Origin of the sequence: Geminicoccus sp. (assembly GCF_036263595.1) — a bacterium.
Lineage (GTDB): Bacteria > Pseudomonadota > Alphaproteobacteria > Geminicoccales > Geminicoccaceae > Geminicoccus.
Genome location: NZ_DATAGQ010000077.1, coordinates 1 through 16,559, shown reverse-complemented (window position 1 = coordinate 16,559; position 16,559 = coordinate 1). Strand labels below are relative to the sequence as shown.

Sequence of the window (16,559 nt, the reverse complement as noted above, 5' to 3'; positions counted from 1 at the left end):
ATCGCCGCCCGTTCGTTCATCCCACATTCTCCCCGAAGGAGCGCCGCCACGCTTCGCTCGACCAGCGAATGGTCACGACGGCTCCATCGCTTGCGTTCTCAACATGCAAGGCAGCGCCCGTACGTGCAAGCAGTGTAGTGGCGATGAACACGCCTAGACCCAACCCGCCATGATCTCGTCGGGTGGAAAGATAGGGCTCCCCCAGCCATTCCAAGACTTCTGGCGCGAATCCGGGACCATCATCGTGAAGCACCACGCGTACCTCATTGTAGTCATGCTCTACCCTGACCTCGAGCCTGCTTTTCGCGAATCCGAGCCCGTTGTTCAGGAGGTTTCCTAGGGCATGACGAAGTTCGGGGGTGGGAACGAGCATGGGTTCGCCCAGTCCATCCGCGATCCTGCAGCTCACTTCCAAAGTGACCGCGGGGCGCGCATAGATGTCGGCGATTTCCCGCAATACGCTGGACAACGGCGCACGGACGAACGGCGCATGTTCGTCGTGGTCACGTCTTCGGCCAATGCCGGCCAGAATTGTCCGGCAGCGCAAGGTCTGATCCAGAAGGACTTGCGTCTCTGCTCGCAGAGGATCGTCCTCCTCCAGCTCGTTCAGCATCTCCCTGGCGGTGATCAGGATGGTTGCGAGCGGCGAACCCAGTTCATGAGCGGCGGCCGTGGCGAGGGCGCCCAGGGCCGACATCTCCTGCTCGCGGGCCAGGGCCATCTGCGCAGCGCCCAGGGCATCGGTCATCCGCCTTGTCTCCTCGGCGACACGCCAGGCGTAGGCGGCGAGCAGGATCGACGCCATGGTGAGCGCCGTCCAGACCGCCGCCACATAGAGCCCAGGAAAAGCCAGCCCATGCTCGAACCAGGGCAGCGCCGTCGGCACGAACGAGAGGCCGGTGAGCGTCGCCACCGCGAGCAGGCTCAGCAGCACGGTCGACCGCAGCCCGAGCGTGGCCGCCCCCAGCATCAGCGGTACAGCGACCAGGGCTGCGAACGGATTGCGCAGCCCGCCGGTGAGCGCCAGCAGGTAGCCCAGCTGCAGGATGTCGAAGCCGAACAGGAGAAGGGCCGAGCGCTCGGACAGGCGCGTGGCGGCATGAAGGGTGAACATCAAGAACAGGTTGATGGCCGCCGAGACGGCGATCCCGGGGATGAGCCACTCGATCGGAAGCGCGATGCCAAGCGAGTAGTGCACGAACAGCACGGTGAAGAGCTGGCCCACGACCGCCACCCAACGGGTGAGGGACAGCGTATGCAGACGGATCCGGCCCTGTACTTCCGTCGGATCGGACAGGCCCAGAAGGTCGCGCAGCAGTCGGATCGCCTTGTGGCCGACCGGGATTTCGTCGCGCCCTCGTTCGCCTCCCGCGGATCGTGCCTGATTCCTCCCCATGCATGCCTCGCCCGTTAGCGCCGGCCATCTGACCGGCAACGGCGTCGGTGGAAGACGGTTCCTGGCGCCAGTGCAAGCGCGGCGTTGGCGCCGGGATCGGCGGTTCCATGAGCGGCATCCCGTTCCAGCCCCGCCGTTGACCGATACCCGGCCCTCATCCAAGAGCGTTCCGCGAGCGCGGGTGACAGGCGAGAGGAAAAGGCGATGATCAGGGTGTGGGGGCGGGTCAACTCGCTGAACGTGCAGAAGGTGATGTGGACGATCGCCGAACTCGGTCTTGCCCATGAGCGCCAGGACGTGGGCGGTCCGTTTGGCGGCCTGGATACGGCGGAGTACGCGGCGCGCAACCCGAACCGGCTGATCCCGGTCATCGACGATCACGGCACCGTGGTGTGGGAAAGCAATGCCATTGTCCGCTATCTCGCCGCCCGCTGGGGGCGAGGTACGCTCTGGAACGAGGAACCGGCCATGCGTGCGCAGGCGGACCAGTGGATGGACTGGCAGCAGACGACGGTCCAGCCGGTGCTGGGTCCGCTCTTCATCGGCTTCGTACGCACCCCGCTCGCCCAGCGGGATGAGGAGGCACTGGCCGGTGCCGCACGCAGGCTCGGGGACATTTTCAGCGTTCTGGACAAGTGGCTGGCCGATCACCCGTTCGTCGCCGGGGACAGCCTGACGATGGGCGACATCCCGGCAGCGGCAGCTACGAACCGCTACATGCAACTGCCCGTCGACCGGCCGGTCCTGGGCAACCTTCAGCGCTGGTACCAGGGGATGGCCACGACGGCCACCTTCCGCAAGCACGTGATGATCCCGCTGTCCTGATGACGCGGATCGGCAGTTTGACGCAGCGGGGCAAGCAATCGTCGTCCCGAGGATGGCGGCAGCTCGTTTGACAAGCACATAAAGAAAGCCTTATATCTTTCCCGTGAGCGTGTTGCGTGCTGCCTGAGATTCCCACTCCTTGCGTCGGCATCTGCCGGATCGATCCGGCCAGCGGACTATGCGAAGGCTGCATGCGGACGCTGTCGGAGATTTCCACCTGGGGTGCCGCAAGCAACCAGCAGCGCTTGGAGATCGTCCAGCGCCTGCGGGAGCGACGGCGAGCCCGCGGCATCACATCGGCCGCCGACCAGCGGCCGCGCCGCCGTGGCCGGGTCGCCATTGGCCGCGCACGGGTCTAGCTCGCCCCTAACTTCCTACTGTCTGCAGGTTCCCCGATCCATGTCCCATCCCATCGCCGACCTCCTCGCTGAAAAGTCCTTCCTGGTCGCGGACGGGGCGATGGGCACCAACTTGTTCGCGCAAGGGCTCATGTCCGGGGACAGCCCCGAGTTCTGGAACGTCGAGTTCCCGGAGCGTATCCGGAAGGTGCACCAGGACTTCGTCGATGCCGGTTCGGACCTGATCCTGACCAACAGCTTCGGTGGCAACCGCCATCGCCTGAAGCTGCACGAGGTGCAGGGCCGTGTCGGTGAGCTCAACCGGGCGGCCGCACGTGTCGCGCGCGAGGTCGCGGACGGCGCCTCCCGCAAGGTACTGGTCTGCGGCTCGATCGGCCCGACGGGGGAGATCTTCCAGCCCGTAGGCGCGCTCTCGCACGAGGAAGGCGTCGAAGCCTTTGCCGAGCAGGCGATCGCGCTGGCCGAGGGCGGGGCGGACGTGCTGTGGATCGAGACGATCTCAGCACAGGAAGAGATGGCCGCCGCCGTCGAAGGCGCTGCCCGGGCAGGCCTGCCGATCGTGACCACCATGAGCTTCGACACGAATGGCCGCACGATGATGGGCCTGACCCCGGAAGCTGCTCTCGGTGCCGCGCATGTCCTGCCGGTCCGGCCGATCGGTTTCGGCGCCAATTGCGGGATCGGTCCGGCCCAGCTGCTCCACTCGATCCTGTCGTTCCGCAAGTCCAGAGACGCGAACGACATCATCGTCGCCAAGGGCAATTGCGGCGTGCCCGAGTATGTCGACGGCGCCATCAAATATTCGGGCTCGCCCGAAGTGATGGCGAACTATGCGCGGCTTGCGCGCGATGCGGGGGCGCAGATCATCGGCGGCTGCTGTGGCACCTCGGCCGTGCATGTGCGGGCCATGCGCGAGGCACTGGACAGCCACGTCCCGGCACATGTCCCGAGCATTTCCGAGATCGAGGCCCTCCTAGGACCCGTCGCATTCTCCGGTCTGGCCCCTACCCACGGCGGCGGCGGCGAGGAGCCGTCGCGGCGGCGCAATCGTCGCCGCGACTGAGCTGCTGCTCCGCGGTATGCTGCGCTGGTGCGTCCGATCGACCGGGGCATGCAATCCAGCTAAATTTCGGGACGGTGTGGTCGGTACGGCCTAGTCGATAGAAAATGGTCGGCTAGATAGCCGGATATTGTACCGGAGATCATAGCACATGTGCGGAATTGTCGGCGTCATCGGCAAGGCCGATGCCGCGCCCTTGCTCCTCGAGGGACTGCGTCGGCTCGAGTATCGCGGTTACGACAGTGCCGGCATCGCCACGCTGGTCGACGACCGGATCGTACGGCGCAGGGCGGAAGGCAAGCTCGACAAGCTCGCGCACGAGCTGGACGCGTGGCCGCTCGCCGGCACCACCGGGATCGGCCATACACGCTGGGCGACCCATGGGGCGCCTACTGAGACCAATGCCCATCCGCACAAGGCGGACGGCGTGGCGGTCGTGCATAACGGCATCATCGAGAACTTCCGTGAGCTGCGCGACGAGATGGTGGCACGCGGCCGCCGCTTCGAGACCCAGACGGACACCGAGGTGGTGCCGCATCTCATCGCGGAGCAGCTGGCCAAGGGTCTGGCCCCCACCGATGCGGCCGCCAAGGTGCTGGGGCGCCTCCATGGCGCCTTCGCGCTCGCCATCCTGTTCGAGGGTCATCCCGACCTCCTGATCGCCGCGCGCCGCGGCAGCCCGCTTGCCATCGGCTACGGCCAGGGCGAGATGTTCATCGGCTCTGATGCGCTGGCGCTGGCCCCGCTCACCGACCAGATCCAGTACCTGGACGAAGGCGACTGGGCCGTCCTCACCCGCACCGGCGCCGTCGTGCATGACGAGAGCGGCCAGGTGGTCGACCGCCCGATCCGGCAGACGGCGTTCAGCGGCGCCATGATCGGCAAGGGCAACCATCGCCACTTCATGGAAAAGGAGATCCACGAGCAGCCGGCGGTCATCGGCGACACGCTGCGCTCGTTCGCGGATCCCAAGACCCACAAGGTCACGCTGCCCGACCTCCCGTTCGACCTGGCCACGCTCGAGCGCCTTTCGATCGTCGCCTGCGGCACCGCCTCCTATGCCGGCCTGGTCGGCAAGTACTGGTTCGAGAAGTTCGCCGGCTTGCCGGTCGACTGGGACATCGCGTCCGAGTTCCGCTACCGCGAGCCGCCTCTGGTGCAGGGGCAGGCGGCCATGTTCATCTCGCAATCCGGCGAGACCGCCGACACGCTGGCCGCCCTGCGCTACGTGAAGTCCCATGCCCGCAAGACCCTGGCCATCGTGAATGTGGCGGAGAGCTCGATTGCGCGCGAGGCGGACGGCACCCTGCGCACGCTGGCCGGCCCCGAGATCGGCGTCGCATCCACCAAGGCGTTCACGACCCAGCTTGCCACGCTCGCCTGCCTCGCCATCGGCGCTGCCCGGGCCCGCGGCCGCCTGAGCGCCGAACGCGAGGCTGCGCTCACGACGGCGCTGGACGAGATCCCGGCCAAGCTCGTGCATGTGCTGGAGCATAGCGAGCTGATCCTGAAGATCGCCGGCGATGTCATGCATGCGCGCGACGTGCTCTATATCGGCCGCGGGGCGATGTATCCGATCGCCCTGGAAGGGGCGCTGAAGCTGAAGGAGATCAGCTACATCCATGCCGAGGGCTATGCGGCGGGCGAGCTGAAGCATGGACCGATCGCGCTCATCGACGAGAACGTGCCGGTGATCGTGGTAGCCCCGCGCGACGACCTGTTCGAGAAGACCGCCAGCAATCTGCAGGAAGTGAAGGCGCGCGGCGGCAAGATTATCCTGCTGACCGACAAGGCCGGCTGCGACCAGCTGGGCGAGTACGCCTGGCACTGCGTGCAGATGCCGGACTGCGACCCGTTCGTGGCGCCGATCCTATACTCGATCCCGGTGCAGTTGCTCGCCTACCATACGGCGGTCGCCAAGGGGACGGATGTGGACCAGCCGCGCAACCTCGCGAAGTCCGTGACCGTCGAATAGATCCACCCGGAGATCGATGTGGCGGGGGCGTTGTGATACCGGTGCTCCCCGTCAGGCGGTAGCGCTGGGGAAATGGGCGTGATCCACGCGAGGAAGGCTCTGCTGCCGGGGGGATGGGCGGACGACGTGCTCGTCCTTCCGGATGCAGCCGGTGCCATCGCATCCGTGGAGGCAGGTGTCCCGGCCCCGCCCGGTTTAGAGCAGGTCGGCCTTCTCCTGCCGGGCGTGCCCGACGTGCACAGCCATGCGTTCCAGCGAGCCATGGCCGGGCTTGCCGAGCAGCTGCCGGAAGGGGAGGCGAGTTTCTGGACGTGGCGCGGGGTGATGTACGCCTTTGCCGGCCGCATGACGCCCGAAACTGTGCGGGCGATTGCGACCCAGCTTTATGTCGAGATGCTGGAAGCCGGCTACACGACCGTCGGCGAGTTCCACTATCTCCATCACCGTGCCGACGGGCGGCCGCATGACGATCCCGCGGCCATGGCACTGGCTCACCTGGAAGCGGCGCGGGAGGCTGGCATCGGGATCACGATGCTGCCTTCGCTCTACATGGCAGGCGGCTTCGGCGCGCCGCCCGATCCTGGGCAGCGGCGCTTCCTCCACGACCTCGATGCCTACTTCCGGCTGGTGACTCGCCTGCAGGCCGAAACGGCCGGCCGGCCGGACGAGCGGGTTGGCATCGCGCCGCACTCGCTGCGGGCGGTGCCCCCGGAGGCATTGCGCTCCGCGACCGACAACTGGAGGAGCCTGGATCCGCAGGGTCCGATCCATCTCCATCTGGCCGAGCAGGTGCGCGAGGTCCGCGAGTGCATGGAGGCGACCGGCCGGCGTCCGGGCGAACTTCTGCTCGACCTGGTCGAGATCGACGAGCGCTGGACCCTGATCCATGCGACGCATCTGGATGATGCCGAACTCCTGGCGCTGGCTGGGCGGGGTGCGGTGGCGGGACTGTGTCCGACCACGGAAGGCAACCTGGGCGACGGCCTGTTCCGCCTGCCGGACTGGCTGGAGGCGGCCGGCCGCATCGCGATCGGGACCGACAGCCATGTCGTGATCGACCCATGCGAAGAGCTGCGCTGGCTGGAGTACGGACAGCGCACGCACACGCTGCGCCGGACGGTGGCCGCCAGTGCCACCGCACCGCATACGGGTGCCCGCTTGTTCAAAGCCGTGCTCGAAGGAGGGCGCCAGTCGATGGGGCGGCCGATCGGCCGGATCGAGCCGGGCTCGCGCGCGGACTTGGTCGTGCTCGACCATGATCACCCGAGGTTGACGACGCGGGACGGCGACGCGCTCCTGGACAGCCTGGTCCTGGCGCCGGGCCGCGACCTCGTCCGGCACGTCATGGTGGGTGGCGTCTGGCAGGTGCGGGATGGGCGCCATCGCCGTCACGACCAGGCCGCCCATGATTACCGCAACGCCGTGCGGGAGCTCGTCGCATGAAGGATGTGCCGGCGGAGCGGTGTCCGTTCTGCGGCACCCCGGCCCCGTTGATCTGGGTCCATGGCCATGGCCAGTGCGCGTTCTGCGGCACGAACCGGGAGCCCTGCTGCGACGGTGCACCGGACGAGCCGCTGGCGGCGAGCCTGCCAACCCTGATCACGCCGCGCCTGGTCCTGCGCCCGATCCTGGCCTCGGCCGAGGCCTACCTGCCGGGCTATGGAGTCTGGTCGATCGAGCAGAGCGACCAGCCCGGAACCATTGTCGGCCAGGTCGGGGTGACGCCTCGCATCGCAGCCGGCAGCCCCGAAATCGAACTGAGCTTCCATATCGAGCTGATGGCGCGCGGCCAGGGCTATGCGACCGAAGCGTCGCAGGCCGCCATCGAGCATGCGGTGCGCCGGCTGGGTCTCGCCGAACTGGTGGCCTTCACCGACCCGGACCATCGTGGCCCGGGTAGGGTGCTCTATCGCCTGGGCTTTGTGGCGGATGGAAGGCGGCTGCTTGCTGAGGGCAGGGAACATATCGTCTGGCGCTGGAGACGACGCAGTTGAAGACCATCGGTGTGATCGGCGGCCTGTCCTGGGAAAGCACGGCCATCTACTACCGGCTCCTGAACGAGGAGGTCCGGGCAAGGCTGGGCGGCCTTCATTCGGCAAGGCTGCTGGTCTTGTCGTTCGATTTCGCCGAGATCGAGGCGCTGCAGGCCGAGGAGGACTGGGAGAAAGCCACCCGCGCCATGGAGCAGGCGGCGCAGGGCCTCGTGGCTGGCGGGGCCGAACTCATGCTCATTGCCAGCAACACGATGCACAAGATGGCCGACGCCGTGGAGGCCGCGGCCGGCATCCCGCTCCTGCACATCGCCGACGGTACCGGGCGCGCGGTCCGTGCTGCTGGCTGCCGCCGCCCGGCGCTGCTCGCAACCGGCTACACGATGGAACAGGACTTCTACCGGGGTCGGCTGCGCACGCATCATGAGCTGGACGTGCTCGTGCCGGACGCGGCAGACCGCCAGATCGTCCACCGGATCATCTACGACGAGCTTTGCCAGGGGATCGTCCGGCCTGAATCGAAGCAGGTCTACCTGGACGTGGTGGCACGCCTGCGGGTGCAGGGCGCCGATTCGGTGATCCTTGGTTGCACGGAAATCTGCATGCTGCTGAGCCAGGGCGATCTCGACTGCCCCGCCTTCGACACCACGGCCCTGCATGCGCGCTGGGCCGTCGACACGGCGCTGAACGGTCAGGGCCGAACATAGCAGGATAGCGCACCTGCCGAAGGTCCCGGTCAGCCGTACCGTCCTGGAACTCGAAGCTGCAGCCTGAATGAACGCCGTCAAAAAGTCGCTGCCGATCGGGTGACCGGCGGCGTCCTTCGAGTGGCGATGGTTCAGGGGTTGAGGCGCTGGCCGGAGCGCTTGTCGAACAGATGGAGGTGGTCGACGTCTGGCAGCAGGGTGATGTCCTGGCCAGGCTCGAAGCGGTGACGCTCGCGGAAGATCGCCTGGATCTCCTGGCCCGCCATGTGCACGACCACCATCGTCTCGGCACCGGTCGGCTCGACCACGATGACCTTGGCGGGAATGCCCTGGCCGTCCTGGCTCATGTAGAGATGCTCCGGCCGCACGCCGTACACGACTTCCATGCCGTCCTGACCGCCCAGCCGCGCCGGCACCGGGAGCCGGGTCACCCCGTCCTTGCTGATGACGGACGCGCCGGCACCATCGATACGCAGCTTGCCATCGATGAAGTTCATGGACGGCGACCCGATGAACCCGGCCACGAACAGATTGTTCGGGCGGTCATAGAGCTCCAGCGGCGCGCCGATCTGCTCGACATTGCCGCCCTGCATCACGACGATCCGGTCGGCCATGGTCATGGCCTCGATCTGGTCGTGGGTCACGTAGACGGCGGTCGTCTTCAGGCGCTGGTGCAGTTCCTTGATCTCGGTGCGCATCTGCACGCGCAGCTTGGCGTCCAGGTTCGACAAGGGCTCGTCGAAGAGGAACACCTGCGGGTCGCGCACGATAGCACGGCCCATGGCGACGCGCTGGCGCTGACCGCCGGACAGCTGCCGCGGGTAGCGGTCGAGCAACTGGCCCAGGCCCAGGATGCCGGCGGCCTTGCCGACCCGCTCGTCGATGACGTTCTTCGGCGCCTTCGCGAGCTTCAGGGAGAACGCCATGTTCTCCTTCACGGTCATGTGCGGGTAAAGCGCGTAGTTCTGGAACACCATCGCGATGTCCCGGTCCTTCGGCGCCACGTCGTTCACGACGCGGCCACCGATCGAGATCTCGCCTTTGCTGATCTCTTCCAGTCCCGCGATCATGCGCAGCAGCGTGGACTTGCCGCAGCCCGACGGGCCGACCAGCACTACGAACTCGCCATCCTTGATGTCGACATCGACGCCGTGCAGCACCTGCACCGACCCGTAATACTTGTCGACCTTGTTGACGGTGACCGAAGCCATCGTTCGTTTCCTTTATTACCGGCACGCCAGGGCGACGCCACACGCATGGATGCCGGCGCTAACGGTTGTTCTGGCTCCCGGAGCCTCCCCGGAAGGGCATCGCCCAAGGCCACCTTTGCCGCCCTGGGCAAGGCTAGGCAAGCGCTAAGGATCAGACCGGTGCCAGCGGGCGGTGCGGGGAAGGGGGAAGCTCGACCCTGACTGCCGCGCCAGGGACGACGACGCCACCGGTCTGGACGACCGCCATCACGCCCGCCTTGCGCACCAGCCGGCCCTGCTCGTCCCGGTCCAGGACAGCCGCGGTAAGCCCTTGCTGATAGTGATCGAGCTGGGCACATGGGTTGCGCAAACCGGTCAGCTCCAGGACCGCGCCCCCCTCGACATGGATCCGGGTCCCGGTCGGCAGCGCCAGAAGGTCGAGACCGGAGGTCGTGATGTTCTCGCCCATCACGCCTGGCGACACCCGGAAGCCCTTGCCCTGGAGTTCGTGGATCAGCTCGGCCTGGATCAGGTGGACCTGGCGGAGGTTCGGCCGGGTCGGGTCGACCCGGACCCGGGAGCGGTGCTTGACCGTCACGCCTCGATGGGCGTCGCCAGCCACGCCCTCGCCGGCCACGAGCTCGATGCGCTCGAGGCTCTCCTTGCTGAACCGATGAACCGGGCTCTGGCTCACGGCTACGACCACCGCCATTGAGTCCACTCCTTCACGCTGCGACATGATCTTCTGCCGGGACCGGACGAACGGGTGATGACGACGACGGTACCTTGGCGATGTGCTGCTCGCCCCAGCTCCGCAGGGCCTCAATGACCGGCGCCAGCGTCTGCCCACGCTCTGACAGGCTGTACTCCACCCGGGGCGGCACTTCCGCATAGACCTTCCGCCTCACCAGGCCATCGGCCTCCAGCTCGCGCAGCTGGTTGGTCAACATGCGCTGGGTGACGCTCGGCACCCGGCGGCGAATCTCGTTGAAGCGGAGCGTGCCATGCAGGAGATGATAGAGGATCACACCTTTCCACTTGCCGTCGATCAGCGAGAGCGTGGCCTCCACTGGACAGCCCGGTCCGCAGTCGAAGCGATCGTGGGGCACGCGCGGCATCACGGTATCCTTTTCGACACTATAGGCTGTTCATGTGCGTTCTTGCTCGAACGGCTGCCAAGGCGCAAGTGCGGGGTCAGCCAAGCAACGGAGACTGCCATGCGCGCCATCGCTTTCGAGCAACCTGGACCCATTACCGCTGAGAACGCGCTGATCGAAGTCGATCTGCCCACGCCGTCCCCCAAAGGCCGCGACCTTTTGGTCGAGGTTCGGGCGGTCTCGGTCAATCCGGTCGACGTGAAGATGCGTGTCCGAACGAAGCCCGAACCCGGCAAGCCGCATGTGCTGGGCTACGACGCCGCCGGGGTCGTAAAGGCGGTGGGAGACCAGGCAAGCCTGTTCTCCGTGGGTGACGAGGTGTTCTACGCCGGTGCTCTCGACCGGCCGGGTACCAACGCCGAATTCCATCTGGTCGACGAGCGGATCGTTGGACGCAAGCCGCGCACGCTCGGCTTTGCTGAAGCGGCCGCCCTGCCGCTCACCTCCATCACCGCCTGGGAGGCGATGGACGACCGGCTGCACGTGGCGAGAGAGGTGCCGGGCGCGCCTCGCGCCATCCTGATCGTCGGCGGTGCCGGCGGTGTCGGCTCGATCGCCATCCAGCTCGCCAAGCTGCGCGGCTTGGCCGTGATCGCGACCGCGTCCCGGCCGGAGACACAGGACTGGTGCCGTGCCATGGGCGCAGATCACATCATCGACCATGGCCAGCCGCTGCCCGCGCAGGTCGAGGCGCTGGGGCTGGGGGCACCCGGCTTCGTGTTCTCCACCACCCATACCGACCGGCATCTGGTGGCCATCGCGGAGCTGATCGCACCGCAGGGACGCTTCGTCCTGATCGACGATCCGGCAACGCTCGACATCTCGCCGTTCAAGCGCAAGAGCGTGTCGGTGCATTGGGAGTTCATGTTCACCCGCTCGATGTTCCAGACGGCGGACATCGATGCGCAGCACAGATTGCTGAATCAGGTGAGTGAGCTGGTGGACGCAGGCCGGCTGCGAAGCACGATGACGAGCCATGCCGGCCGGATCGATGCGGCGAACCTGAAGAAGGTCCATGCGCAGGTCGAAAGCGCCAGCTCGATCGGCAAGACCGTGCTGGAAGGCTTCTGAAACGACAAGGGCCGGAGAGGTCTCCCTCTCCGGCCCAAGATCATGCGTCCGTCGAAGCGTTCGTCAGCGATCGGTCGTGCCGTTGCTGCGGGCGCTGCGATACTCGCTGCGGAAGCCTTCCGCGCGATAGGCCGGACGACCGTCGGACGAAGTCCGGCGCGGCGCACCGGCACCCGCTCCACGATAGGAGGAAGGCTGCTGGTGACGACGCGGCGCCGGGTTGTCGTTCGGGCCGACCTCGCCGAAGCGGACCGTCGACGGCTCGATCTTCGGCATGTCGAGCAACGGGATCCGCGAACGGGTCAGGCGCTCGATGTCGCGCAGGTTGCCGCGCTCGTCGGGCGCACAGAGCGCGATCGCGATACCCGTGGCACCGGCCCGGGCCGTGCGGCCGATCCGGTGGACATAGGTCTCCGGCACGTCCGGCAGGTCGTACTGGATCACGTGGCTGACACCTTCCACGTCGATGCCGCGCGCCGCGATGTCGGTCGCGACCAGCACCGGCAGACGGCCCTTGCGGAACGCGTCGAGGGCGCGCTCGCGCTGGCCCTGCGACTTGTTGCCATGGATGGCCGCGGCGTCGATGCCGGACTGCTCGAGATAGCGCACGATCTTGTCGGCACCATGCTTGGTGCGCGAGAAGACCAGGCTGCGCTGGACCTCGGGCTGGCTCAGGATCGTACGGAGCACCGACGGCTTGTCAGGCCCGTAGACCGGCATGATCGCGTGGTTGACGCGCTCGGCCGTGGTCGCCACCGGGGTGACCTCGACCTTGACCGGGTCGGTCAGGTACTCGCGCGCCAGCGCCGCGATGCTCTGCGGCATCGTCGCCGAGAAGAACAGCGTCTGGCGCTCCTTCGGCAGCATCTTCACGATGCGGCGCAACGCGTGGATGAAGCCCAGGTCCAGCATCTGGTCGGCTTCGTCCAGGACCAGGATCTCGACATTCTCGATCGTCAGCGCGCGGCGCTCGATCAGGTCGAGCAGGCGGCCGGGCGTGGCGACCAGGACATCGAGCCCTGGGCCCATCATCCGCTCCTGGCGGCCGAGCGGGGAGCCGCCGAACACGACGCCAGTGGAGATCCGCAGCTTGCGGCCATAGACGCGGAACGACTGCTCGATCTGGGCCGCCAGCTCGCGCGTCGGGCTCAGCACCAGCGTGCGCACGTTGCGCGGGCGCCGCGGGCTGGGCGACGATGCCAGCTGGTGAAGGATCGGCAGGGCAAAGGCCGCCGTCTTGCCGGTGCCCGTCTGGGCGATGCCCAGCAGGTCGCGGCCTTCCAGCACCAGCGGGATGGCGCGGCTCTGAATAGGGGTAGGAGTGGTATAGCCCTCGGCTTCCAGGGCTTGCAGAATGGGCTCGGCCAGGCCGAGCGTAGCGAATTCAGACAAAAGTTTCCTTTCGGCCGGGCGTCATTGGCCCAGCCTCTCGGGAGACGCGCAAACGAGGCACGTCCATCCGGACGGGTGTCGAGGGACGACCCGCGTGACATGGTCGCTTCAGGAGGAGGGGGTGCCGTAGACCGGGCCAATCCTGCTAGCTGCAGGACGTTTCACGCTACCCGGATCGAGCGGACCGCCGGACGGCTCGCTCTGCACACCAGTTCTATATGATGTTGCAGCGCCGCAAAGCAAGCGGAAGGGCACCAGTCCTAGATCATGGGGGCCATGCGTCCGTGCAACCCCTCATGGCTGGACCGGCCGGCGCAGATCCAAGACCAGCCTGCCGGTGGCCGCGATCTCTTCCTCATGGCCCGGCTCGCGCCATGCCTCTGCCAGTGCCGCCTCGTACCACTGCTTCATGGCTGGAAGCTCCAGCAGCTTCGTCGCATAAGCCGACGCCACGTCGCCCAGCTTCAGCCCGTAGCCCTGGATGCGGAACGCCACCGGCGCGAAGAAGGCGTCCACAGCCGTGAAGTCCGAGCCGGCGAGGAAGGAACCGCCGAAACGGCCGAGCCCCTGGTTCCAGATCTCGTCGATCCGCGCGACGTCGCGTTCCAGTTCCGGCGGGATCTCCGTGAGTTCGACCCGGGTGCCGCAGCTCATCGGACAGCGCGAGCGCAAGGTGCCGAACGAGGAATGCATCTCGGCGGCAGCACAGCGTGCCCATGCCCGCGCTGCAGGATCGCCTGGCCAGACGCCCGGGTGGCGCTCGGCCAAATATTCCGCGATGCCCACCGAATCCCAGACGACATTGTCGCTGTCGCGAAGGGTAGGCACGGTCCCGGACGGGGAGAAGGCGCGGAAGCTGTCCCAGTTCGAGCCCCGGCCGAACGGAACCTGGCGCTCCTCGAAGGGAATGCCCAGCGTCGTCATCAGCACCCAGGGGCGCAGCGACCAGGACGAGTAGTTCTTGTTGGCGATCCACAACTCGTACAAGGCCGCTCCTCCCAAGGGTTCAGTCGCGCAGCACGTTCCAGAAGTCCTTCACCCGCTGGAAGAAGCCTTCGCTCTCGGGGTGATGGCCATCGGCCGAATTGCCCTCGCGATCGAACTCTTGCAACAGTTCGATCTGCCGCTTGGTCAGGTTGACCGGCGTCTCGACCGCAAGCTCGACATACATGTCGCCGCGGCCATGCTCCTGCAGGACGCTCATGCCCTTGCCGCGCAGCCGGATCTGCCGACCGGACTGGGTGCCGGCCGGGATGTTCACCGACAGCCTCTTGCCCTCGATCGAGGGCACGTCGATCTGGCCGCCCAACGCGGCCGTGCTCATGGGGATCGGTACGCGGCAATGGATGTTGTGGCCGTCGCGCTGGAACAGGCGATGCGGAGCCACATGGAGGAAGATGTAGAGGTCGCCCGCCGGGGCGCCGCGCACGCCGGCCTCGCCGTTGCCGGACAGCCTGATCTTCATGCCGTCCTCGACGCCGGCCGGGATGGTGACCGAGAGCGTCTTTTCCTGGCGCACGGCTCCCTTGCCGCCGCAGGTCTTGCAGGGGTTGGGGATGATCTTCCCGCTGCCCTGGCAGGTCATGCAGGTCTGCTCGACCGAGAAGAAGCCTTGCGCGCGGCGGATCCGACCGTTGCCGCGACAGGTGGGGCAGGTCGCGGGCTGGGTGCCGGGCTCTGCACCGCTGCCGCTGCAGGTCTCGCAGGTGATGGAAGTGGGGACGCGGATCTGGGCCTTCTTGCCCGAGAACGCTTCCTCAAGCTCGATCGTAAGGTCATAGCGCAGGTCGGCCCCGCGGCCGGAACTCTGCCCGCGCCGGCCCATCATCTCGCCGAACAGGTCGTCGAAGACGTCGGAGAAGGAGGAATAGTCGAATCCCTGGGCGCCGCCACGGCCGCCACCCATCCCCTGCTGGAAGGCGGCATGGCCGAGCTGGTCGTAGGCCGCCCGCTTCTGGTCGTCTTTCAGGACCTCGTAGGCCTCGTTGATCTCCTTGAACTTCGCTTCGGCCGCCGGATCGCCCTGGTTGCTGTCCGGGTGAAGCTGCTTGGCGAGCTTGCGAAACGCCGACTTGATCTGATCCCCAGACGCACCCTTCTGGAGGCCAAGGACTTCATAATAATCGCGTTTGGCCATTTGCTCGCCCGTAGAATCCGCCATCGCTCATCATGACGACGGCGCCGGGCTTTCACCCGGCGCCGTGCGCCACCGCTCAACCGTGAAAGATCACGCCGAGCGCTTCTTGCTGTCGTCCACTTCCTCGAACTCGGCGTCGACCACGCCGTCGTCCGCCCGGCGCGCACCGCCGGCATCAGCACCGCCCGTCGGGCCGCCGGCATCGTCGCCACCGCCCTGCGCCTGGCTGGCCTTGTACATGGCCTCGCCCAGCTTCATCGAAGCCTGCTGCAGCGCCTCGGTCTTGGCCTTGATCGCATCCGGGTCCTCGCTGTCCAGCGAGCCCTTCAGGTCGGCCAGGGCCGTCTCGATCGTCTGGCGGTCGCCTGCGTCGAGGTGGCTGCCATACTCCTTCAGCGACTTCTCGGTCTGGTAGACCACGCTGTCGGCCTGGTTCTTCGCCTCGATGACGGCCTTGCGCTTCTTGTCCTCCTCGGCGTTCTCCGCCGCTTCCCGGACCATCCGCTCGATCTCGTCCTGGCTGAGGCCGCCGGACGCCTGGATGCGGATCTGCTGCTCCTTGTTGGTCGCCTTGTCCTTCGCCGAGACGTTCACGATGCCGTTCGCGTCGATGTCGAAGGTGACCTCCACCTGCGGCATGCCGCGAGGTGCCGGCGGGATGCCGACCAGGTCGAACTGGCCCAGGATCTTGTTCTGGGCGGCCAGCTCGCGCTCGCCCTGGAAGACCCGGATGGTGACCGCGTTCTGGTTGTCCTCGGCGGTCGAGAACACCTGGCTCTTCTTAGTCGGGATCGTCGTGTTGCGATCGATGATCCGGGTGAACACGCCACCCAGCGTCTCGATGCCCAGCGACAGCGGGGTCACGTCGAGAAGGAGGACGTCCTTCACCTCGCCGGAGAGCACGCCGCCCTGGATCGCCGCACCGACGGCCACGACCTCGTCGGGGTTGACCGACTTGTTCGGCTCCTTGCCGAAGAACTGCCGGACCTTCTCCACGACCTTGGGCATGCGGGTCATGCCGCCGACCAGGATCACTTCCTCGATCTGGCTACTGGTGAGGCCCGCGTCCCTGAGCGCCTTCTTGCAGGGCTCGATGGTCCGCTCGATCAGATCGTCCACCAGCATCTCGAGCTTGGAGCGCGAGATCTTCATGGTCAGGTGCTTCGGCCCAGACGCATCGGCCGTGATGAACGGCAGGTTCACCTCAGTCTGCGTGGCCGTCGACAGCTCGATCTTCGCCTTCTCGGCGGCTTCCTTCAGGCGCTGCAGCGCGAGCACGTCCTTGGACAGGTCGACGCC

16 protein-coding genes are annotated in these 16,559 nt (G+C 66.9%); 8 read left to right on the top strand and 8 right to left on the bottom strand.

Features of this window, described 5'->3' with window-relative positions; genetic code table 11:
* Positions 1-16 precede the first annotated feature (16 nt).
* The gene (locus VHL31_RS06745; RefSeq protein WP_329660442.1) at positions 17-1,396 is read right to left on the bottom strand and encodes an ActS/PrrB/RegB family redox-sensitive histidine kinase; all 1,380 of its coding nucleotides are present in this window, start codon (positions 1,394-1,396) and stop codon (positions 17-19) included.
* 204 nt (positions 1,397-1,600) lie between these two features.
* On the opposite strand from VHL31_RS06745, the gene VHL31_RS06740 reads away from it, so the two are divergent.
* The 7 genes from VHL31_RS06740 (at position 1,601) to VHL31_RS06710 (ending at position 8,313) form a co-directional block, all read left to right on the top strand.
* Positions 1,601-2,221 (top strand): glutathione S-transferase family protein, encoded by a 621-nt coding sequence (locus VHL31_RS06740; RefSeq protein ID WP_329660441.1) that lies wholly within the window; start codon positions 1,601-1,603, stop codon positions 2,219-2,221.
* 116 nt (positions 2,222-2,337) lie between these two features.
* Entirely contained in the window at positions 2,338-2,580 is a 243-nt protein-coding gene (locus VHL31_RS06735) for a DUF1289 domain-containing protein (protein WP_329660440.1), read from the top strand.
* A 40-nt stretch (positions 2,581-2,620) separates the two neighbouring features.
* Positions 2,621-3,643 carry a betaine--homocysteine S-methyltransferase gene (bmt, locus tag VHL31_RS06730; protein ID WP_329660439.1) on the top strand — a complete coding sequence of 341 codons (1,023 nt, stop codon included), beginning with the start codon at positions 2,621-2,623 and terminating at the stop codon, positions 3,641-3,643.
* A 148-nt stretch (positions 3,644-3,791) separates the two neighbouring features.
* Positions 3,792-5,615, top strand: coding sequence for a glutamine--fructose-6-phosphate transaminase (isomerizing) (gene glmS / locus VHL31_RS06725; RefSeq protein ID WP_329660438.1), 1,824 nt, complete (start codon positions 3,792-3,794; stop codon positions 5,613-5,615).
* A gap of 72 nt (positions 5,616-5,687) precedes the next feature.
* Entirely contained in the window at positions 5,688-7,058 is a 1,371-nt protein-coding gene (locus VHL31_RS06720) for a formimidoylglutamate deiminase (RefSeq protein ID WP_349262377.1), read from the top strand.
* A complete protein-coding gene (locus tag VHL31_RS06715; protein WP_329660436.1) occupies positions 7,055-7,609 on the top strand; it encodes a GNAT family N-acetyltransferase in 555 nt (184 codons plus the stop codon). Before VHL31_RS06720 ends, VHL31_RS06715 begins: the two co-directional genes overlap by 4 nt.
* Positions 7,606-8,313 carry an aspartate/glutamate racemase family protein gene (locus VHL31_RS06710; RefSeq protein WP_329660435.1) on the top strand — a complete coding sequence of 236 codons (708 nt, stop codon included), beginning with the start codon at positions 7,606-7,608 and terminating at the stop codon, positions 8,311-8,313. Before VHL31_RS06715 ends, VHL31_RS06710 begins: the two co-directional genes overlap by 4 nt.
* A 131-nt stretch (positions 8,314-8,444) precedes the next feature.
* On the opposite strand, the gene VHL31_RS06705 is transcribed toward VHL31_RS06710, so the two are convergent.
* The 3 genes from VHL31_RS06705 to VHL31_RS06695 form a co-directional block, all read right to left on the bottom strand.
* On the bottom strand, positions 8,445-9,524 hold the full coding sequence (locus tag VHL31_RS06705; RefSeq protein WP_329660434.1) for a sn-glycerol-3-phosphate ABC transporter ATP-binding protein UgpC: 1,080 nt from the start codon (positions 9,522-9,524) through the stop codon (positions 8,445-8,447).
* Positions 9,525-9,675: 151 nt separating this feature from the next.
* The gene (locus VHL31_RS06700) at positions 9,676-10,215 is read right to left on the bottom strand and encodes an MOSC domain-containing protein (protein ID WP_329660433.1); all 540 of its coding nucleotides are present in this window, start codon (positions 10,213-10,215) and stop codon (positions 9,676-9,678) included.
* Between the two features lie 13 nt (positions 10,216-10,228).
* Positions 10,229-10,621 carry a helix-turn-helix domain-containing protein gene (locus VHL31_RS06695; RefSeq protein WP_329660432.1) on the bottom strand — a complete coding sequence of 131 codons (393 nt, stop codon included), beginning with the start codon at positions 10,619-10,621 and terminating at the stop codon, positions 10,229-10,231.
* A 99-nt stretch (positions 10,622-10,720) separates the two neighbouring features.
* Between VHL31_RS06695 and VHL31_RS06690 the strand changes: the two genes are divergently transcribed.
* The gene (locus VHL31_RS06690; RefSeq protein ID WP_329660431.1) at positions 10,721-11,731 is read left to right on the top strand and encodes a zinc-binding alcohol dehydrogenase family protein; all 1,011 of its coding nucleotides are present in this window, start codon (positions 10,721-10,723) and stop codon (positions 11,729-11,731) included.
* A 63-nt stretch (positions 11,732-11,794) separates the two neighbouring features.
* On the opposite strand, the gene VHL31_RS06685 is transcribed toward VHL31_RS06690, so the two are convergent.
* The 4 genes from VHL31_RS06685 to VHL31_RS06670 form a co-directional block, all read right to left on the bottom strand.
* Positions 11,795-13,123 (bottom strand): DEAD/DEAH box helicase, encoded by a 1,329-nt coding sequence (locus VHL31_RS06685; RefSeq protein ID WP_329660430.1) that lies wholly within the window; start codon positions 13,121-13,123, stop codon positions 11,795-11,797.
* A gap of 294 nt (positions 13,124-13,417) precedes the next feature.
* Complete coding sequence (locus VHL31_RS06680) at positions 13,418-14,110, bottom strand: glutathione S-transferase family protein (RefSeq protein ID WP_329660429.1); 693 nt, start codon at positions 14,108-14,110, stop codon at positions 13,418-13,420.
* 19 nt (positions 14,111-14,129) lie between these two features.
* Positions 14,130-15,260, bottom strand: a complete 1,131-nt coding sequence (dnaJ, locus tag VHL31_RS06675; protein WP_329660428.1) for a molecular chaperone DnaJ — start codon at positions 15,258-15,260, stop codon at positions 14,130-14,132.
* A gap of 90 nt (positions 15,261-15,350) precedes the next feature.
* Positions 15,351-16,559: Hsp70 family protein (locus VHL31_RS06670; RefSeq protein WP_329660427.1), on the bottom strand; the 1,209-nt coding region annotated here is incomplete at its 5' end.